At 62.1% G+C, this 20088-nt stretch carries 20 protein-coding genes, 1 pseudogene and 1 riboswitch; of the genes and pseudogenes, 6 read left to right on the top strand and 15 right to left on the bottom strand.

The window, feature by feature from the left end; translation table 11 throughout:
• Nucleotide 1: 1 nt before the first annotated feature.
• From ABID77_RS01205 to ABID77_RS01140, 14 genes are all read right to left on the bottom strand, one after another.
• A complete protein-coding gene (locus tag ABID77_RS01205) occupies nt 2-526 on the bottom strand; it encodes an RNA polymerase sigma factor (RefSeq protein WP_055839841.1) in 525 nt (174 codons plus the stop codon).
• A 36-nt stretch (nt 527-562) separates the two neighbouring features.
• On the bottom strand, nt 563-940 hold the full coding sequence (locus ABID77_RS01200; RefSeq protein ID WP_055839844.1) for a COG4315 family predicted lipoprotein: 378 nt from the start codon (nt 938-940) through the stop codon (nt 563-565).
• A 79-nt stretch (nt 941-1019) separates the two neighbouring features.
• Complete coding sequence (locus ABID77_RS01195) at nt 1020-1745, bottom strand: 2,3-bisphosphoglycerate-dependent phosphoglycerate mutase (protein WP_429589724.1); 726 nt, start codon at nt 1743-1745, stop codon at nt 1020-1022.
• 185 nt (nt 1746-1930) lie between these two features.
• Nucleotides 1931-2722, bottom strand: coding sequence for an ABC transporter permease (locus ABID77_RS01190; RefSeq protein ID WP_055839847.1), 792 nt, complete (start codon nt 2720-2722; stop codon nt 1931-1933).
• Entirely contained in the window at nt 2719-3360 is a 642-nt protein-coding gene (locus ABID77_RS01185; RefSeq protein WP_429589723.1) for an ABC transporter ATP-binding protein, read from the bottom strand. The genes ABID77_RS01190 and ABID77_RS01185 overlap by 4 nt, the downstream gene beginning before the upstream one ends.
• A gap of 8 nt (nt 3361-3368) precedes the next feature.
• Nucleotides 3369-3728 (bottom strand): DUF190 domain-containing protein, encoded by a 360-nt coding sequence (locus tag ABID77_RS01180; RefSeq protein ID WP_055839853.1) that lies wholly within the window; start codon nt 3726-3728, stop codon nt 3369-3371.
• 57 nt (nt 3729-3785) lie between these two features.
• Nucleotides 3786-4226, bottom strand: coding sequence for a hypothetical protein (locus ABID77_RS01175; protein ID WP_429589720.1), 441 nt, complete (start codon nt 4224-4226; stop codon nt 3786-3788).
• Nucleotides 4226-4654 (bottom strand): hypothetical protein, encoded by a 429-nt coding sequence (locus ABID77_RS01170; protein ID WP_201781861.1) that lies wholly within the window; start codon nt 4652-4654, stop codon nt 4226-4228. The genes ABID77_RS01175 and ABID77_RS01170 overlap by 1 nt, the downstream gene beginning before the upstream one ends.
• 29 nt (nt 4655-4683) lie before the next feature.
• Complete coding sequence (locus ABID77_RS01165; protein WP_429593212.1) at nt 4684-5988, bottom strand: voltage-gated chloride channel family protein; 1305 nt, start codon at nt 5986-5988, stop codon at nt 4684-4686.
• A gap of 81 nt (nt 5989-6069) precedes the next feature.
• Nucleotides 6070-6142, bottom strand: a riboswitch (Fluoride riboswitch).
• Between the two features lie 584 nt (nt 6143-6726).
• Nucleotides 6727-7560 carry a thymidylate synthase gene (locus ABID77_RS01160; protein WP_429589717.1) on the bottom strand — a complete coding sequence of 278 codons (834 nt, stop codon included), beginning with the start codon at nt 7558-7560 and terminating at the stop codon, nt 6727-6729.
• Nucleotides 7561-7576: 16 nt separating this feature from the next.
• Nucleotides 7577-8005 (bottom strand): hypothetical protein, encoded by a 429-nt coding sequence (locus tag ABID77_RS01155; RefSeq protein ID WP_429589714.1) that lies wholly within the window; start codon nt 8003-8005, stop codon nt 7577-7579.
• Entirely contained in the window at nt 8002-9882 is a 1881-nt protein-coding gene (locus ABID77_RS01150; RefSeq protein WP_429589711.1) for a site-specific integrase, read from the bottom strand. Before ABID77_RS01150 ends, ABID77_RS01155 begins: the two co-directional genes overlap by 4 nt.
• Nucleotides 9883-11982, bottom strand: coding sequence for a hypothetical protein (locus ABID77_RS01145; RefSeq protein ID WP_429589709.1), 2100 nt, complete (start codon nt 11980-11982; stop codon nt 9883-9885).
• Complete coding sequence (locus ABID77_RS01140) at nt 11963-13231, bottom strand: tyrosine-type recombinase/integrase (protein ID WP_429589706.1); 1269 nt, start codon at nt 13229-13231, stop codon at nt 11963-11965. Before ABID77_RS01140 ends, ABID77_RS01145 begins: the two co-directional genes overlap by 20 nt.
• Before the next feature lie 153 nt (nt 13232-13384).
• Here ABID77_RS01140 and ABID77_RS01135 point away from each other — a divergent pair.
• From ABID77_RS01135 to ABID77_RS01110, 6 genes and pseudogenes are all read left to right on the top strand, one after another.
• Nucleotides 13385-13561, top strand: a pseudogene (locus ABID77_RS01135) (thymidylate synthase); the annotation flags it as partial.
• Nucleotides 13562-13575: 14 nt separating this feature from the next.
• On the top strand, nt 13576-14085 hold the full coding sequence (locus tag ABID77_RS01130) for a dihydrofolate reductase (RefSeq protein WP_429589703.1): 510 nt from the start codon (nt 13576-13578) through the stop codon (nt 14083-14085).
• 7 nt (nt 14086-14092) lie between these two features.
• Nucleotides 14093-15157: an NAD(P)H-dependent flavin oxidoreductase gene (locus ABID77_RS01125; RefSeq protein WP_429589700.1), complete on the top strand. Its 1065-nt coding sequence runs from the start codon at nt 14093-14095 to the stop codon at nt 15155-15157.
• Between the two features lie 120 nt (nt 15158-15277).
• Nucleotides 15278-16717 carry an NAD-dependent succinate-semialdehyde dehydrogenase gene (locus ABID77_RS01120; RefSeq protein WP_429589697.1) on the top strand — a complete coding sequence of 480 codons (1440 nt, stop codon included), beginning with the start codon at nt 15278-15280 and terminating at the stop codon, nt 16715-16717.
• 104 nt (nt 16718-16821) lie between these two features.
• Nucleotides 16822-16980 carry a hypothetical protein gene (locus tag ABID77_RS01115; protein ID WP_429589694.1) on the top strand — a complete coding sequence of 53 codons (159 nt, stop codon included), beginning with the start codon at nt 16822-16824 and terminating at the stop codon, nt 16978-16980.
• Between the two features lie 177 nt (nt 16981-17157).
• Nucleotides 17158-18819, top strand: coding sequence for a histidine kinase famiy protein (locus ABID77_RS01110; RefSeq protein WP_429589691.1), 1662 nt, complete (start codon nt 17158-17160; stop codon nt 18817-18819).
• A 21-nt stretch (nt 18820-18840) separates the two neighbouring features.
• On the opposite strand, the gene ABID77_RS01105 is transcribed toward ABID77_RS01110, so the two are convergent.
• Complete coding sequence (locus ABID77_RS01105; protein WP_429589688.1) at nt 18841-20085, bottom strand: HDOD domain-containing protein; 1245 nt, start codon at nt 20083-20085, stop codon at nt 18841-18843.
• Between the last annotated feature and the right edge of the window lie 3 nt (nt 20086-20088).

Here is a 20088-nt window from a genome sequence, read left to right as displayed (position 1 = left end):
GTCACTTGATCCTGCGCAGGGGCGCGGCAACTTGGGCTGATGGCGCGCGGCCTTGCAGTTCCTGTCGCAGCTTGTCACGGCCGCGCGCCAGGCGGGACATCACCGTGCCGATGGGCACGCCGAGCGCGGTGGCGGCTTCTGCATAGCTCATTTCTTCGACTGCGATGAGCAGCAGCACCTCGCGTTGCTCCACGGGCAGCCGCTGCAGGACGCGGTCCAGGTCGCGGACCTCGATGCCGTCGGACTGGCTGGCTCGTTGTGGGATTTCGGGCAGGTCGTCGCCCGCGCTGTCCTCGGGTCGCCTGCCCTTGGCGCGTACACCGTCGATGAAGTGGTTGTGCATGATGCCGAACATCCAGGCGCGGATGTCGCCGCGTTTCTGCCAAAGCGAGAACCGACTCCAAGCCCGTTCCAGCGTGTCCTGCACCAGGTCGTCAGCTCGCTCGGTGTCTGCCACCAGCCCGCGCGCGTAACGGCGCAGGCTGGGAATGCAGGCGACGATCGAGGCTTCGTCCTGTGCGCGCATGGGATGAAGCGTCGTGCTCTCTTCCGTTCTGGTCGGTCAGGGCTTGATGACGTGCCAGACGTTCTTGAAGTTGTCGCCAGTCATGTCGCCGACCTTCATGTCGGACTTGTACAGGTACACCGGCTTGCCCTTGTAGGCCCACTGCTTGGTGCCGTCGTCGCGCACAACGATGGTCATGTCGCCTTCGGGCTTCGCGTCCGCTTCTGCCATCACCGGTGGCCACAGTCCGGCGCACGGGCCGTTGCAGGCACTCTTGCCGCTGCCCGCCGTGTCGTTGTCGAAGGTGTAGAGCGTCATGCCGCTGGTGTTGACCAGCATGCCGCCGGCTGTCTTGACAGGAGCGGCGGCCATAGCGGCGCCAGAGGCGAGCGCGGCGAGCGCAAGAATCAGGGTGGGCAGAAGGGAAGATTTCATGGGAAGTCCTGTGGAAGATGGAATTGGTCAGAGTTGACATCCAGACAGACGCTTGGCCGCCTGCGTTTATTCCGCTGTCTCAAAGAATTTTTGAGATGGGCGCCAGCGCAGATGGCTGCCAGATGCATTGCAGATGCAGTGTGCGACCAGCGCCTGACTCATAGGCACGCATTTCGCCGTTGGCGATCTCCAGGCACGAGACCGCTTGTTCACTGAGTTCTTCAAGCTGCATCACCAGCGCCCGCAGGCTGTTGCCATGACCGACGACAGCTACCGTTTGGGCCAACGCCAATGATGGTTCGATCAGTTCCTGCCAGAGCGCGGTCACCCGCAGAACGGTTTGCGCGAGTGATTCCGCCAAGGGCAGGGGTTCCAGCCCTGCGCAGGGTGGTTCCATCGATGGATCCGTCGCCACCCGACCGACATCGTCCTGAGTCCACGGCGGCGGTACCGCGCGGTACGACCTGCGCCAAGCTTGCACCTGATCGGCACCGTACCGCGCGATGGCTTCGGCCTTGGATGACCCCGTCAATGCACCATAGTGCCGCTCGTTCAACCGCCAGTCGGCTGTGCGTTGCGCCGATGGACTTCCCGCTGCGAGCAGCAAGCAGTCGACAGACCGTACGCAACGGACCAGCATCGAGGAGAAGACGCGGTCGACGACCAGACCTGACCGCCGAATCGCACGGCCGGCCTCCTGCATCTGACGCACACCCCGCGGCGTGAGGCCCACGTCGGCCCAGCCGGTGAAACGCTGTGCCAGGTTCCATTCGGACTCACCGTGTCGGATGAGCAGCAGTTGCACCTGCGATCGTGGCGCCGACACGTTCAATTGCCCTGCCTGTCGGCATGCGGATCCAGTGGCGTGGGTGTTCTCAGCCGGGCCATCGAACGTCGCAGATGCAGCGTCGATGCCCAAACGAGCGCGCAAGCAAGGTGCCTGTTCATGATCTTCTTTAGATTCGGGATTTTTGAAACATGATCTGAGTGTTACTTCAGTCGATCTGCGCGCAGGCGCTGTCGGTCGTCGGTGACGGCCCTCGCCGCCAGATAGACCGCGCCCGCCGACGCGAGACCGCCGGCGCCTGTGAGCAGGAAAAGCAGCAGGATCTGGTATTTCACGGCCTCGAGTGGATCCATGCCGGCCAGCAACTGCCCCGTCATGATGCCGGGCAGCGTGATGACACCCGCGGCCGACATCTGGTTGATGATCGGAATCATCCCGCGGCGGATCGCATGGCGGATCGGTGCGGCCAGCGCTTGGTGGATGCTGGCGCCGAGCGCCAGCTGCGCCTCGATCGCCGGGCGCCCGGTGCTGATGCCTTCGAAGAAGCTGTCGAGACCCAGGCTGGCCGAATTGAGCACACTGCCGAGCACGATGCCCATCAGCGGGATGGCGTAGCGCGGGTCGTACCAGGGCTGCGGGCGGATCGCCGTCATCAATGCGAGCAACACGGTGGCGATGCTCGAGAAGCCGACGACCACCGCCGCGATGCGGTGACTCCCGGCACCCTTGAGACGCCGAGTTGGACGCACTGCGACTTCGCGCGCGGCCGCCAGCAGCATGAGCGCGACGATCCCGAGAGTGGCCGCCGGCGACGCCGCCTGGAACACGAAGCGCAGCACCAGGCCGACCAGCAGGAGCTGGACGACCATGCGGGTAGCGGCCCAGAGCACCTGCCGATGCAACTGCAGGTGCAGGAGCACGGACGCCAGGGCGTTGATCAGCACCAGCAACGTGGCGAGCGCCACGTCCGTGGCGTGAAGATGGATGGTGCTCATGGCGCGTGCAGCTTGCCGTCGCGCATCTCGAAGTGGCGATGGCTCATCCGCACAGCCTGCTCACGCGAGTGCGTCACCATCACGATGCCGAGGCCGGAGCGGAGCTGTTGCAGAAGCAGGGATTCCATCGCCAGCGTGGAGGCGCCGTCGAGCGAGGCCGAAGGCTCGTCGAGCAGCAGCACGTCGGGCTCCCGCACCATCGAGCGGACGAGCGCCAGGCGTTGACGCTCGCCGGTCGAAAGGCGTGCGATGTCGGCGTCCAGCAGGTCCGGGCTCAGCCCGAGCGCCGCCATCAGTTCGGCGACCCGGCTCGACGCGGCAGACGGAAAGTGGGCTGCCGGCGTTGACGCCCACCAAGCGGGTTCGGCTGACTGGTAGATCACACGACCTCGCCACGCCGGCGCTGCAAACGTCTCCCGGCGTTTCCCGGCCAGGTTCACGCCGCCGGTGCCGGGGTCCATGTCGGCGATCAGGCGCAGCAGGACGCTCTTGCCCGATCCTGATCTGCCGAGCACGCAGACACATTCGCCGGCGTTCAAGGCCAGATCGAACGGACCGCCGAACGGCGACGCAAGACCGGAGATCGCCAGCAAGCAGTTGTCGACAGTCATTCGTAAACGGTCCTCGGCGAAGGTCAACGCTGCGGTCAATCGCCGGCATCAGTGGCATCACCGGCCAACGCGGGCGGCGTTGCTTTGCCGATCCGCCCGTAGACCATTGGCACCTGGATGTAGAACACCGTGACCGGCTCAAGCGCAATCGCTGCAAGCAGTCGTTCGGCGACCTCTTCCGTGGCCGATACGGTCACCGCCACAGGCTGCTGGGCCAGTTCGAAAAAGTGAGTGGAATGCATTTTTCCGGCGGATCCGAAACCCGTAGCCGCGCCCATCAAGCTTCCGCCCAACGCACCGTTGTCTTTGGCAAATTGCAAAAGCCAGTCTCCCATGGGGGTGTGGTCGTGTCGATGTTCCTGCTCGGCAAAGAACGTGATCTGGAAACCCTTCATGATGAACTCCTGGTGAGCGTGAACGAAAAAGAGAAACCGATGCCGTGACTGGCACTCTCATGAGCCACGTGCCGTTGATGGCGGCACTTGCGGTCGGCACGATTGGGCGTTGGTTGGCGACTCCGACTCGCCGTCGGTCATTGGAAGCTCGCAAGCGAAAAGAACGGCCCGCACCTTGCCCAACTCCTCCGCGTGCTCCTGCATGAAGGTCCGAAGCCGAGTTTCAGAGTCAAGCAACTCCAGACATTGCGGATGTCGCAAAGCATGGCCTTCAAGGTGGTGGTGCGTGAGCCGCTCCCCTGGCAGGTAGCCCGATCCGATGGGGTACAGCAAGGCTTGCTGAATGCCCGAGCGACGAGCAACCTCCAACAGATGCTGCGCCAGCGCGGGCGCGCCCAATCGGTGCCAGAAACGCGTGGCCTTGGCGCGGCTGTTGGCGGGAAAGTACAGACGCAAAACGGTCAGGTCGTACGTAGGAGTGGAGGCCTGAGTCGTCATTACTTCGTCTCCTGCAAAACGACGTCCTGCTTCTCCTGCTTCTGCTTGCGCCGGAACTGAGCGATGTCCGCCTGCCGAGGGTTTTTGGGCAAGGATTGGCGATGCTTGCCGGGGCGGACGCGCTGCGCGTGGCAGATGAACGCCCGTAGCTGCATTTCGGTGTCGATCAGCTCCAGGCACTGCGGATGCAGCATGTGGGAGCCGTCGATCTGGTGATGTGTCACGCGCTCTCGTTTGAGGTGGTCCGATGTGACGTGGTAGAGCAGCGCCGACTGCAGGTGCGCGCGCTTTGCCGAGACCAACAGTTGCTGCGCAAACCCTGGAACGCTCAGGTGATACCAGATACGGGTTGGGTTCGCATGGCTGCCGGCTGGGAAATACAGCTGCAGTGCCATCACCGTCGACGGATAGTTTTCAGCGCGACTCATGAGCGGTCATCTCTGGTTGCGGAGACGTGCTAAGTCTGCTGCTTTTTACGGAATTGCGGGACATCGGCGATACGCAGTTCCTCTGGGGGACCGCCATGGTGTTTGATGTGGCCGACGCGCTGCGAGTGGTAGATGCCGGTGTGGCCGGAGCAGAGGTAGCTGGTGATGCAGCCGATGGCTGCGAGCGGTCCGATCTGCGGCCCAAACAGTTCGATTGCCATGACGATGGTGGCCAGTGGCGTGTTGGCCGCGCCCGCGAACACGGCCACAAAGCCGATGCCGGCGAGCATGGCGAAGGGCAGCTGCAGCATGGGCGCCAGGACGTTGCCCAAGGTCGCGCCGATGTAGAACAGCGGCGTGACCTCGCCGCCCTTGAAGCCTGTGCCGAGCGAGGTGACGGTGAAGGCCAGCTTGCCAAAAAAATCCCACGGCGCCGAAGGTTCCTGGAAGGCGTTGACGATGCTAGGAATGCCCAGCCCGATGTAGCGATGCGCATCGAAGCCCGCTCTGCCGAGAGCCCAGAGGGCGAGCGCGATCACGATGCCGCCCAACATCGGGCGCAGCGGCGGATAAAAGATCCATCGCTTGACAAGCCCTCCGAGCTGGTGCGTCGCGGTCGCAAACACGAGGCCGACGAGACCGAAAATCACACCAGCGATCACGACGGCTCCGACGCTCCAAGGCGTAACCGCGACCACCTCTCCGATCGCGTAGTGCATGTGGTGCACGCCCCAGGCCATGCCGACCTGATCGGCCACGATGCCAGCGACCATGCAGGGAAATAGGGCGTCGTAGCGCATCCGGCCTATGGCCAGCACCTCGAGGCCGAAGAGTGCCCCCGCCAGCGGGGTCCCGAACACGGAGGCGAAGCCAGCGCTGATGCCCGCCATCAGCAGGATGCGGCGATCGGCAGGCTGCATTCGAAAGACGTGCGTGAGCTGGTCCGCCAGTGCGCCGCCCATCTGCACCGCCGTCCCCTCGCGACCCACGGACGCGCCGAAGAGATGTGACATGACGGTGCCGCCCAGGACGAGCGGGACCATGCGCAGCGGCACGACCTTCTTCGGGTCGTGGATCTCGTCGATCAGCAGGTTGTTGCCGGCCTCGACCTGCTTGCCGAGCTTGAAGTACACCCAGCCGACGGCGCCACCGGCGAGGGGCAACAGCCAGATGATCCAACGATGCGCTTCGCGCCAAGCCGTGGCGCGGTCGAGGGCGAAGAGGAAAAGTGCGGAAGCGCTGCCGGCCAGGAAGGCCACAACGGAGGCAATCACGAGCCACTTGCCGATGTACGGCAGCAGGTCGAATTGTTCAGGTCGTCTAAATCGGCTCATGCGGGTCAAGGAAACGAATCAATCGGCCTGACCAAGCAAAGAATCTGAGCGCGAACGCCTACAGCCCTGTAATGTGATCAGGTGTCTGTAGGCATCATTAGCCCCGGGCGATGCCAGGGCGGTTCACGGAAGGAATGCCATCTCCGTCGAAAAATTATAGCGAAATGGACTGGAAAAAGTAAAACGGCGCGGCATGCGGTTGAGGCTGCTTTCAGATCACAAGGCAAACATCAACTCGGCAAGTCATGAAGAGGTCGTACTTGCAACATACCCTGCCCGACATTTACATCACCTGGGGCAGCTGGTGCAGGGAGCATCGCACTCGCCGGCAGCAATGGCGACGTCAGGAACGTTGATGTGGGCGACGCCGCACAGTAGGGGTGTTCATCCGAAATAAGCCGTCAGCCGTCAGCAAACGGCAGCTACCCCGCCTAGAGCAGACACTGATCGGCCGACGGTCGCCGGCAGCAATCGCTGCTTAGCCGTCATCGGACCCCTCACAGCCGCTGCTCGGAGCCCAAGGCGGAAGTCCAGTCGTGCAAACAGCACGTTTAAAAACGGATTTTTGCCGAACTAACCTGGACTGATCGCTCGCCCAAACGCACCGACATGAGCGCAAGAAAGACGATGAGCCCCGGCCTCGGCTGTCTCGCCTTGAGTCGAATCGGTTCAAGACGCCATAAGAGCCGTCGCTTATTCACTTTCGCTCCGAAGAAGCGAGTCATGGCGGGTGCCGTCTCAGACCGCAATCGGAGCAGAAATGGGTGGATGGGGGTCGTATCCTTCGATCACAAAATCCTCAAAACGGTAGTCGTAAATCGAATCAGGCTTACGCGCAATGGTGATCTTGGGTAACTCTCGCACGTCCCTCTTCAACTGCGTGTGAATTTGGTCCATGTGGTTTGAGTATGCATGCAAGTCGCCAATGCTTACGATGATTTCGTGGGCAATCAAATCACACTGCTGAGCCAGCATGTGCGTGAGCAGCGCAAGAGATGCGATGTTGTACGGGAGCCCCAGGAAGCTGTCTGAACTTCTGATGTACAACTGTGCAGAAAGCCTCCCGTTTGCGACGTAAAACTGGTAAAGCAGATGGCAGGGAGGAAGAGCCATCTTCCCCAGTCTCGCATTGTCCTGAGGGCTCAATTTTTCATCTGGAAGGTATTCTGGATTCCAACCGTGAAAAAGAATGCGGCGGCTGTTCGGATTGTTCTTGAGTGCGTCCACGACATAATCAATTTGATTGATCGTGCCTCCATCTTTGGTCGGCCAAGCCGTCCATTGACTGCCATACACAGGGCCCAGGTCACCGGTTTCCGTTGCCCACTCATTCCAGATGCTGACGCCATGCTCCTTGAGCCATCCGACGTTTGTATCTCCCTTTAAAAACCAAATCAACTCATTGGCAATGCTTTTGAAGTGGAGTTTTTTTGTGGTAAGCAATGGAAAGCCTTCTGACAGACGGTGACGCATTTGCCTGCCGAAAACGGATTTGGTTCCCGTGCCGGTTCGGTCACCCTTTGCCACCCCATTGTCTAAGATGTCATTCAAAAGATCCAAGTATTGCTTCATAAATTTGCCGTCTAGTTCAAAGTAAAGTCAGGCGTTTACCCTGCAAGGCCAAAAGCGCGTCGTCCCGCTTCTTGACCTGACTTCTAAGCCACATGATTTCCTCAAAAAGTAGCGCGTTCTGGTTTAAAAGAGTGCGCAATCGATCACGCAGAGCATCTAAAGTCGGAACCTGCAAAACATCATCATGAGAATCCACAGAACTGAGTGCATTGGACTCATTCTTGGCCTCCAGCTTCATGTTTTTGAGCTTGATTAGCGCCCAACTTCGCGACCGCACAGTATTCGTCGTCAATCCAGTGAGCACGCAAATCGAACCCACCGTCAATTTTAACTTCTTTCGCTCAGCCGGGTTTTCCAAAGTGGCAAGTGCTTTGAGAATCGCCTCGTCGTTCTTGGCGGCAGTAGGGTTGACATCAGGCCCGGGAGCGTTGCGAGACGAGGTCATGCATCCTTCTCCACTAACTTTCCGGCATGTCGGCCGAGCTTGTCTGCAAGGCCAAGCCAGACTACCTTGAACTCGGCATTGCCCTCAGCTTGCGCTTGTGCCAGCGCATGCGTTCGCCTTGCGTTCAAAGCAATCCCACCCCGCTCTGTGATGACATGACTTCCGCAGTCTGGATCGCACTCGTAATCGCCGTAGCACGGCGGGCGCTTGTCTTCGATCGGCAATTCAAAGTTCTTCGTGCAGTTGCCAATGCTAGTAGGCTGTAGTTTTACACCGCGATTTGCCATCGCTTTGATGTACTTGACACGGTCCGCACCAAATAGGGCCATTCCCGCAAAGAAGGCGTCTACTCGCATTTTGTGAGCAACACCTCCGCCCCCTGCGAACTTGGCGTTCTCGTCATAAAGGTCGTTCAGCGCCGACTCGCTGGCCTGGGCCAGTCGGGTCGACACGCTCGTCATGAGCTGCGCGCGGTAATTTCCATAGCCAGCAGTCACCTCATTAGGCATCCCATGAAACCTGCTGTGGAAGTGCTTTAACTGCATACTTACGAACGGCAGCTTTACCTGCTGGCTTGCAAGTTGATAAACCAATGTCTCTCTGCACTGATGAATCGAAAACACCCAATCCTTGAATTTATCATCGATGTGGATAGTACCCAACCAACGGGAAAGCTTTAGACTTATAGCCTGAAGACTATAGCCTCTTGAAGTCCTAGCAAAACGAGCAAAGGGACTCGACATAAGAGATTCACTTCCGGTGAATTGACAGAAGAATGCGAGGACCTCGAATGCATCTCTAACAATGTCGATTGCAAGCCAGCCTTCGGTTGTCGGAGTATCTTTTTTCCGATGTTTAACGACTTTTGATTTGATGAACCAATAGCCTCGCTCAAAACTCAGCGCTTCATTGCGCACGTGCACAATCTCACTGCGGCGCATTCCGGTGAACAACAGCAACATCATGATAGATGCACATTGCACGTCGGCTATAAGGTTCTCAAGCTGATGGGTACGGATCTTAAACCGCAGATCAAACTTTGCGCGGTCGGCGGATCCTTGCGGGTTTCCTGTCAAGAATGCGTGAATGGCAACGCCACTTTCATCATCTAATGCATCGGCTGCCAAAGCAACATACTCTGAACAATGGACTGGCAACCCTACTGCCGACTTGAACCGTCCAATTGCATTGATGGCATAATTCTGAATGCGCAGGAAATACAGATCCGGCAAACGCTGAATACCTTCCCCCTCCTTACTTTCCGGCCACGCAATTGACGACTTCTCAATGTCCACCAATTGCCATTGCAAAGGTGCCGACAAGTTCCTCTGCACCATCGGAGATGACAGAAGTTTGAGCGCTCTTTTCAGATGTGCCCCACGGCCTGGGTGATCCTTGATGCATTCTTTCAACAGCGCGAAATCAACATCTTGCAGCCGCGTGACAACCTTTCCGTATTTCTTTTTAGCCGCAATTATCGTAGCGGAGAAAATGTGCACCAACTCTTCAATGCGGCCTTTAACCGTTTTCGGATCGAGCTGCTTTTTTGTCCGACGGGAGGCTTTTACCAATGCGGGGAAATAACCGTGAATGACAGCTGCGACCTTTAAATCATCAACGATTTGCTGTGTAAGGCAGTTGACGTAACGAGCATTTTTACCAGAGTTGTGGTGACCATGAGTTGAACCATGCCCGTGGATGAAATCGCTCCACATGATGGCGCTTGCCGTCTTACCCATGTGAAGTGGATCACTTAACGGCAACAGTGGCCAAACGTCATCACCGAATTTGCCGCACCAAACAGGTAAGTCGGGAGCAAATAACGCTTGCCCGCCAACCAGCGCTTCCAACGAGGGCAAACTTGAGACGGCTAGCATTTAGATTCCCTGGTAAATAAGTTGATCCACAAGAACATCGTCGAGCGCGACCGCTTTGTCGCGCGCTTCCTCAATGACGGGTTTCGGGAAAATCACGTCTTCTTTCAGGATTCCGTCAATGAGCGTGATCACATCATTGAAGAGACCAATTCTCGGACGAATAGCAGGTGAATCACCAGCCACAGCCTCGCTCAAACGTTTCCTGTACACAATGATCTTTGGGAGACTTGACTCGGTAACGATAGCCTGATCGCAAAAAAGGCACATGTTCCAGAATTTGCACACTGAACCTTTTTTGTACTTCGTAAGAGCTTGGACCCGTTCACTCGGTGCATACGGGTCCGAGCATCCGCATCCAGACAGGGTTTCGCTAAAGCCAGTTTGGGAACCGTTTGACTCCGTCTTTACCTGCTTTTCTTGCGCAGTGCCATTGCGGTGTTCATTAGAACGGCGGACGATCCGCTCCATCGCGCTTGTAACCTCTCTATTGAAGGCTGGTTGCAGTTGATGTTCGTCTAAATAACTGGCGCTGGTAACGATTGATCGGTGGCCAAGAGTTGCTTGAACTTGTAGCAAGCTTGCTCCCGCCAAAACCATGTTGGTTGCGAGCGTCGGTCGGCACCTGGAAATGTTAAAACTGAATTCTTTTCCAAAGTGAATCAGCAAGCCTTCCTCTCGCTTGAACCTGTTACCCCAAGTTATCACCTTGCCTTTCGGGTCGATTCCAAGAATAACCTTTTGTCCCGCTTTGCGCGACTGCTCAACGTCTTCAAAAATGAACAGTCGCCGCGACAGCTCTGGGGGAGCGTGATGCCGAATCCTCAGTGTAATTGCGAGGATCAGGTTGATTAATGTCTTAACCCGCTTAGCGATTTCCCCAGGGACAAAAACCTCTTCCGTTTCAAGCAAGCCTATGTGCAAACTCTGATCTTCAGACCGGGTTGCACTTCCAGAGCGCGGCTTCCGGTACGCAATTACAGGCTCGCCAGTGAGACCATGCTCATCTTGATACGAATCAACCTCAAGCTGCTTAAGTGCCTCAACGTTCAACCCAGTAAGTACGCAGAGTTCGGTGGCGAGCGGCATTACCAACCGGTCATCAACATGAGCCCACACACCCCAACGACTAAAGAGCGCACGCAAACGCTCCTGGGTACAAACAACACCTAGTTTTCGTCGATTGAAATGGGTCAGCATGGCTTCCGCATCGCATTCATAATCGTTCTCAAAAGCCCAAAGGAGCGCACGCTCGTCCGATTGAAGCACTCTGGTCGGCACGATGCCCACCGCTTGCTCAGGGGTGCCGCCTACGCGGAGGCGCAAGGCGACGGTTCCGGCAGGAACACCGTAGGCTTTTGCTGCCTCAGCGATGGATTGGTAGATCTGCCCCTCGACCTCAAGGGGTTGCGCGATGCCCGCATCACAATTGCCACGCTCGTCCAGACCAAGTGTCTCTCGGACAGTCCAACCCTGTTGCAGCCGCGTGGTGAGCTTTTGATGAGAGAGGTTGTAAAGGCTCGCAGCATCCGAGATTTCTACAACTGCTCCATCTATTTTAATTGAGCCAAAATTTCTCTTTTTATAGGGCACACCTTTGCCACTCCGCGCATAACCCGCTACAACGCTCGCAGCAAGGCCAAGCCACTTCGCCAAAGCCGCGTTTATAACTTCCTGTTCGTCTTCGCTATAGGCCGAACGACTATTCGTTTCACGAGTACCTTTAAACACTCCGGGTGAGTAGACCGCGGTATCTATCACACGAAGGGCATAAGCAAAATCCATGACCTTGCGCACACATTTGTAAAGGCTATACCGAGTTTTACTTGTCAACCTCATGCCTAGCCAGTCGCAAAATCGAACGAGCGCATCGGCTCCCCATTGCTCATGCAAATAGAATCGACCACGATCTTCCGACGATTTGCTATTCGCGTAAGTTTCCTCAAGGTACTTTAGGAACGAATTCTTGGCCCATCTATAATTGGCCGCCGTTGGCTCGTCGTACTCCCGCTCGACCTGGTAGAAAATCCAAATTACTTGGGCGTATGGATGACGGAGCGTAGGCTCGGGCGGACGGCTAATTTTATACGGCGCTGATGACATAATGCCCGCGTCTTTCTTTGTGCTGAATTGGCCCCAAATAGGTCTTCGCTCGTATCTCCTCAGCCTCTTCAAGGCGATTGATCAGTTTTCCGGCTTTTGTCAACTTATCAAGAATTTGAGGCGGCACTTGAGTATAAATCTCTGTAGTGCTCAAATTGTTATGCCCAAGCATTTTTTGGACGATCAGCATTCTGTCGACAAAGTCTTTTCCTGCGTCAGAACGGAGGACGGAAAATGCCATCCCGTGTCGTAGCCAGTGAGATCGAAATTCTGAGGGCAAGCCTGCTCTCGTTACGGCCGACTTGAACTGTTTAGTGGCATTTCTCAGGCTCCAACGAAGTTGATTTGTCGTAAGAAAAGCAGGTTTGTTCGCATCTGTGATGTCCCAATCGGGTGCGAGCCTATAATCTCGAGTATTGTGGTATGCCTTGATACGGCGGAGAACGGCTCTGGAAATTAATGTGATTCTTTCCTTGCCTTGGTCTGCACGCCCTTTTACGCCGTTGATGCAGATTGGAATACATTCGTGACCAGCATCATAGTTGCCGTCGTCGGGCAAATCCCCTCGTCTTAAATTGATTAATTCCGAAATTCGTAAGCCCATGTCGTATTGAGCGTGAAAAGCCGTCCTCTCGCACTCGCTGTACAAACCGCTTAGAACATCGATGACGTGCGAAGTTGTAATGAACTTTGGACTCTTTGCATTTGACTTTTTAGTAACGTAGCCTAAAGCGCCATCTCGCCCCCAAGGTAGATACTCGACGTCCCTCCGCCTTCCACCTTCCTCCGTGCACAACCACATCAGAAATTCGCGTACACAAGACTCCCTGCTGTGACGCGTCCTGCCGGTCACGCCTCGATCGCGCATGAAGTTCAACCATTGCACTAGGTCGTCTCTGTTGAGTTGGCAGATGTTCTCGTCAACGTTTAAGCCCGGGAGCGGTGGATTCGTATCGATCCAGTGGCAAAGGTATTTAAGGGTCTTCCCGTACTGGTGGACGGTGTCGGCAGCGTACGAGTGTCCGACTTCAGCCCAGAGCTTTCGGAGCCAGCTCGAAGCCGTTCTTACAATGACCCCGTGGCGGTCCGTGACCGTGAACACGGTTGTCCGAGATTTCGGAAAGGAAAGCTCAACCTCTTCTCCGGAAGACTGCAAAGCGAACTTATGACTTTCATGGGTAACAGCCACCGTCGTAAGGCTCGTTTCCAGGCACAAGGCAAGCTTCCGCACGTCGGACTTCTTGGGCATCTCTGATGGGTTGGGTTTGGTTGTCACAGTTCGTCCATTCTGCACGTTTGCATGCACATTTGGTTCTAAATAAAACATGCGAAGAATGAAAGCCAGTCGCTGTCTTCCCAAGGAACGAAGATGCTCTTGATACTTTGTCTTTGGTTCCGTAAACACATCTACGCCAACCACGCCGAGCAGGTCGCGCTGCAGCTCGCGCGCGCGCCGTACCCGTATCCGGTGCTGGAGATCAAGCGCCGGCCGGCGTCGATCTTCGACTACCGCTTCGAGGACTTCGAGGTCCACGAGTACCTGCATCACCCGGCCATCAAGGCGCCGGTGGCGGTCTGAACGAGGGCGCGACGATGGCCGGCCCGACGACGCCCCGCGTCCACCTCATCTACGCCCGCGCCGCCAACGGCGTGATCGGCCGCGACGGCGACCTGCCCTGGCACCTGCCGGAGGACCTGGCGCACTTCAAGCGCACCACCGCCGGCGCGCCGGTGATCATGGGGCGCCGCACCTGGGACTCGCTGCCGCCGCGCTTCCGCCCGCTGCCCGGGCGCGACAACATCGTCGTGACGCGGCAGGCCGGCTGGCAGGCGCCCGGCGCGCGCACGGCCGACGGCCTCGACGCCGCGCTGGCGCTGTGCGCCGGCGCGCCCGAGGCCTGGGTCATCGGCGGCGCGCAGATCTACGCCCAGGCCGCGGCACTCGCGCGGCGCGCCGTCGTCACCGAGATCGGCCGCGATTTCGAGGGCGACGCCCACGCGCCGGTGCTCGACCCCGCGCGCTGGCGCGAGACCGCGCGCGAATCGCACGTCGCCGCCGACGGCCTGCTCTTCGACTTCGTCACCTACGACGCCCACCCCTGACGCCGCCATGACCCGCTCCCGCCACCCCGACCTGCGCGACCTGCTGTCGATCGACCTCCCGCTGATCCAGGCGCCGATGGCCGGCGTCCAGGGCGCGGCGATGGCCGTCGCGGTCTCCGAGGCCGGCGGACTCGGCTCGCTGCCCTGCGCCATGCTCGCGCCCGATGCGCTGCGGGCCGAGCTGCAGGCCATCGTCGAGGGCACCGCGAAGCCGTACAACGTCAACTTCTTCTGCCACGTCCCGCCCGTGCCCGACGCCGCGCGCGAGGCCGCCTGGCACGCCGCCCTGGCGCCCTACTGCTCGGAACTCGGCATCGATCCGGCCGCCACCCCGGCCGGCGGCGGGCGCCGGCCCTTCGACGACGCGATGGCCGACGTGCTGGAGGATTTCAGGCCACCGGTGGTGAGCTTCCATTTCGGGCTGCCGTCGCCGGCGCTGCTCGCGCGCGTCAAGGCCTGGGGCGCGACGGTGCTGGGCTGCGCCACCACCGTGGCCGAGGCGCGCTGGCTGGCCGCTCACGGCGCCGACGCCGTGATCGCGCAGGGGCTGGAAGCCGGCGGCCATCGCGGCCTGTTCCTCACCGACGACCTCTCGACGCAGGTCGGCACGTTGGCCCTGGTGCCGCAGGTCGCCGCCGCCATCGAACGGCCGGTGATCGCGGCCGGCGGCATCGCCGACGCGCGCGGCGCGACGGCGGCGATGGCACTGGGCGCGGCGGGCGTGCAGGTCGGCACGGCCTACCTGCTGTGCCACGAGGCCACCACCGGCGCCCTGCACCGCGCCGCGCTGCGCGGTCCGCGCGCCGAGCACACGGTGCTCACCAACCTGATCAGCGGCCGGCCCGCGCGCGGCATCCGCAACCGGCTGCTCGACGAACTCGGCCCCCTGAGCACGATCGCGCCGGCCTTCCCGCTGGCCACCGCCGCGCTGACCCCGCTCAAGGCCGCCGCCGAGCGGCTCGGGCGCGACGACTTCTCGACGATGTGGGCGGGGCAGAACGCGAGCGGCTGCGACGAGGTGCCGGCGGCGGAGTTGACGCGGCGGTTCGCGGAGGCGTTCCGGCGTTCCTGAGATCCCGGACCGACCGACCGACGCCGTCGGGTCATCGCGCCGGAGCGTCCCGGCCCACCGTCGAAGAACGCTAGGATGTTCGACCACCTCAACCCTCTTCCCCGAAAGACGCAAGCGAACATGACCAGCTACACCGACACCCGGCTCCTGATCAACGGCGAGTGGTGCGACGCCGCCAGCGGCAAGACCATCGACGTGGTCAACCCGGCCACCGGCCGGACGATCGGCAAGGTCGCCCACGCCGGCATCGCCGACCTCGACCGCGCCCTGGCCGCCGCCCGGAGCGGCTTCGAGGCCTGGCGCAGGATTCCCGCCAACGAGCGCGCGACGACGATGCGCAAGGCCGCGGCCCTGATCCGCGAGCGCGCCGACGCCATCGGCCGCCTGCTGACGCAGGAACAGGGCAAGCCCTTCGTCGAGGCGCGCGGCGAGGCCCTGGCCGCCGCCGACATCCTCGAATGGTTCGCCGACGAGGGCCGCCGCGTCTACGGCCGCATCGTGCCCTCGCGCAACCTCGCGGCGCAGCAGCTGGTGCTCAAGGAGCCGATCGGCCCCGTCGCCGCCTTCACGCCCTGGAACTTCCCGGTCAACCAGATCGTGCGCAAGCTCGGCGCGGCGCTGGCCTGCGGCTGCTCGTTCCTGGTGAAGGCGCCGGAGGAGACGCCGGCCTCGCCCGCCGCCATGCTGCAGGCCTTCGTCGACGCCGGCGTCCCGCCGGGCACGGTCGGCCTGGTGTTCGGCGATCCGGCGGAGATCTCGTCCTACCTCATCGCGCACCCGGTCATCCGCAAGGTGACCTTCACCGGCTCGACGCCGGTGGGCAAGCAGCTCGCCGCGCTGGCGGGCTCGCACATGAAGCGCGCGACGATGGAGCTGGGTGGCCACGCCCCGGTCATCGTGGCCGAGGACGCCGACGTGGCGCTGGCGGTCAAGGCCTCGGGCGGCGCCAAGTTCCGCAACGCCGGCCAGGTCTGCATCTCGCCGACGCGCTTCCTGGTCCACAACAGCCTGAAGGACGAGTTCGCGCGCGAGCTGGTCCGGCATGCCGAGAGCCTCAAGCTCGGCGACGGCCTGGACGCGGCCACCACCCTCGGCCCGCTGGCCAACGGCCGCCGCGTCGCGGCCATGGGCAAGATCCTGGAGAACGCGCGCGCCACCGGCGCCAGGGTCGCCACCGGCGGCGAGCGCGTCGGCAGCGACGGCAACTTCTTCGCGCCCACGGTGCTGACCGACGTCTCGCTCGACGCCGACGTCTTCAACAACGAGCCCTTCGGCCCGATCGCCGCCATCCGCGGCTTCGACACGCTCGACGAGGCGATCGCGGAAGCCAACCGCCTGCCCTACGGCCTGGCCGGCTACGCCTTCACGCGGTCCATCGCCAACGCGCACCAGCTGTCGCAGCGCGTCGAGGTCGGCATGCTGTGGATCAACCAGCCCGCCACGCCGACGCCGGAGATGCCCTTCGGCGGCGTCAAGGATTCGGGCTACGGCTCCGAGGGCGGCCCGGAAGCGCTCGAGGGCTACCTGGTGACGAAGTCGGTCTCCATCATGTCGGTCTGACACCACGAAGGACGGAACGCCGTCGCACGACGGCGTCCGCGAGCCCCGCCACGCGGCGTGCCGTCCCACCCGGCGCACGCCGTGGCGACGGCACCTTCTGGGGCATGACTGATCCACGCAATGTCGCGCACGACAAAAAAGTGCAACAGGAAAAGAAGCATCGCGGCGAGGAAATCGCACCCGGTGCCGAGCATGCGCCCCAGCCCGGCATGAAGCCGGCACTCAAGCACGACGAGCCCCAGGGCGACGACAAGCAGGACTGACACTCGTCGCTCCGCTTCCGGCGCCGCCCGTCGACGGGCGACGCCGACCGACAACACCGCGCTCGCGCGGTGTTTCGACATCCGGGGGACGGCCTTCGCGGCCGGTTCCCGATACTTCTTTTCCTGCTTTCTTTTCCTCCTTTCCCAGCGACGCTTCTTCGGCGTTCATCGAAGACCATGGCCCAGTCGGAAAAACCGAAGATCAGGAACTCGCCGCCGCCCGAGGTGGCGGTCGAGCACTCGCAGGCCGACTCGATCGGCCAGCACCGCGACGACATCTTCTTCGCCGCCATCGAGACCACCCGCATGCCGATGCTGGTGACCGATCCGCGCCAGGCCGACAACCCGATCGTCTTCGCCAACCGGGCCTTCCTCTCGATGAGCGGTTACGCCGCCGAGGAGATCATGGGCCACAACTGTCGCTTCCTGCAGGGGCCCGACACCGACCGCGCCACCGTCGCGGCCGTGCGCGAGGCCATCCAGGACCGCCGCGAGATCAGCACCGAGATCCTCAACTACCGCAAGGACGGCACCTCGTTCTGGAATGCGCTGTACGTCTCGCCGGTCTACAACCAGAACAAGGAGCTGGTCTATTTCTTCGCCTCGCAGCTCGACGTGAGCCGGCGCCGGGACGCCGAGGAGGCCCTCGGCCAGGCGCAGAAGATGGAGGCCCTGGGCCAGCTGACCGGCGGCATCTCGCACGACTTCAACAACCTGCTGCAGGTGATGTCGGGCCACCTCGACCTGCTCGACCTGCGCCGCAAGACCGGCAAGGTGACCGACGCCGTGGTGAGCCGCGCGGTCGACAGCATCCGCAGCGCCGTGCAGACCGCCTCCACGCTCACGCAGCAACTGCTCGCCTTCTCGCGCAAGCAGCGGCTCGAAGGCCGGCTGGTCAACCTCAACACCCTGGCCGAGGGCATCACCGACCTGGTCCGGGAGACGCTGGGCGACGGCATCGAGCTGCGCGTGGAGTCCGAGCCCGCCCTGGCCAACTGCCAGCTCGATCCGACCCAGCTGGAGATGGCGGTGCTCAACGTGCTGGTCAACGCGCGCGACGCCATGCCCGAGGGCGGCACCGTCACGCTCAGGACCCGCAGCGTCGAGGTCGACGGCGAGGACACCGGCACCTTCGTCGGCCTGATGCCGGGGCGCTACGTGTCGCTGTCGATCACCGACACCGGCACGGGCATCGCGCCGGAGATCATCGGCCGCGTCATGGACCCCTTCTTCACCACCAAGGAGGAAGGCAAGGGCACGGGCCTGGGCCTGTCGATGGTCCACGGCTTCGCCAAGCAGTCCGGCGGCACGGCGAGCATCGAGTCGGAGCCGGGCGTGGGCACCACGGTGCGGATGTACTTCCCGGTCACCGACGCCGTGGCGCCTTCGGCCACCGACGTCCCCCGCACCACGCGCCGCGTGGCCGACCATGGCGGTAGCGAGACCATCCTGGTGGTGGACGACCGCATCGAGGTCGCCCGGCTCTCGCGCGACATGCTGCAGGACCTGGGCTACACGGTGCGCGTGGCGGGCAACGCGCGCGAGGCGCTGGCGCTGGTCGAGGACGAGCGCGGCGCCTGGACCCCCGACCTGCTGTTCTCCGACCTGATCATGCCCGGCGGCATGAACGGCTTCGGGCTGGCGCGCGAGATGCGTCGGCGCCTGCCGGACATCCGCATCCTGCTGACGACCGGCTTCGCGGGCTCGGCCGACGGCAAGAACTCCGACCAGGGCACCGAGTTCGAGGTGCTGAAGAAGCCCTACCGGCTGGCCGACCTGGCGCGCCGGGTGCGCATGGTGCTCGACGACCCCGTCGGGCGCTCGGACCGGCCGGACTGACCGGCCCGGACACCTCCGGCCTCAGGCCCGGCCGCCCTGCTGGCCCACGGCCGCCAGGGTCCGCAGCAGCGCCCGGTTGATGTCCTCGGGCTCCATCTCGTGCTCCTGGCGCAGGACGCGCAGGGCGCGCGGGTCGTCCGACTCCAGCGCGAAGGCGACCTCCAGCGTCGGCGCGTAGGGTCCGGTGCGGGTGAGCACGGCCATGACGATGCGGTCGGGCAGTGGAATGCGCGCCAGGCTCGCGCGCAGCGGCTCGTCCATCACCAGGTCGAGCTGCGAGAACAGGCCGCACAGGTAGATCTCGCGCCGCAGGTCCTCCTCGATGCCGGCGTCCATCAGGTGGTGCATGAGCTGGCTGCGCAGCACCATCGACGCGTTCACCGGCCGCAGGCCGACGTCGTCGCTGGCGTGGGCGAGCTGCTCGGCCAGCCAGCGGTTGAGCGTGCGGAAGCCCAGCATCATGAAGCCGTGGCGCAGCGACGCGATGCCGTTGCGCAGCCCCAGGCCGGCCGAGTTGAGATAGATCAGGAGCCGGTAGGCCAGTGCCGGCTCCTGGGCGAAGGCCAGCTCGATGCGGTCGAGCGACTGCTCGGCGTCGAGCGCGTTCATCGTCTGCACGATGGCGCGCCGGGTCGGCGGCAGCGGCTGGCCCTGGTAGCGGTGCAGCACGTCCTCCACCGGCCAGCCGGCCACCGCCCAGGCGCCCTGCTGGTCGAGCGCGTGCTCGGCCAGCGCGCGGCTGGCGACGCCGTCGACCAGCGTGTCGGGCGCGACCGGGCTGTCGCTCGCGCGCCCGGCCATGCGGGCGCCCGCGGAGGTGTCGCGCGCGCGCAGGGCCGCCTGCATGGCGACCGCGGCGTCGGTGGGCGCGAGGTGGACGGCGCGACGCACGGCCCAGCGCTCGGCCTCCAGCGCCCGCAGTTCGTCGGGCGTGCCGCCGAGCACCAGCTGCGCCCCGCGCGCGTGGGCGTTGCGCACGGCGGCGCGCAGGCGGACGTCGTCGAGCCAGGCGGCGGGCACCTCGACCACCGGGTCGGTGCGCGTGGCGTGCGCCAGCAGGCCGGCGAGCAGGTCGCGCGAGCGCACCGCCAGCACCAGGCCGGGCGACTCGGCCGACCACGATTCCTCCAGCGTGCGCAGGAGGTGCAGGCCGTCGACGCCGGGGTCGTCCGCGTGCACGAAGAGCCGCACGCCCGCGAGCGCGCGGGCGCGATTCCACAGGGGACGGTAGCCCAGGGTCAGGCTGCCGAGAACCGATTGCGCCATGCC

This window comes from Variovorax sp. PvP013, from assembly GCF_050435945.1.
GTDB lineage: Bacteria > Pseudomonadota > Gammaproteobacteria > Burkholderiales > Burkholderiaceae_C > Variovorax.
The sequence above is the reverse complement of the archived record's forward strand: the minus strand, read 5'-3'. Positions and strand labels throughout refer to the sequence as shown.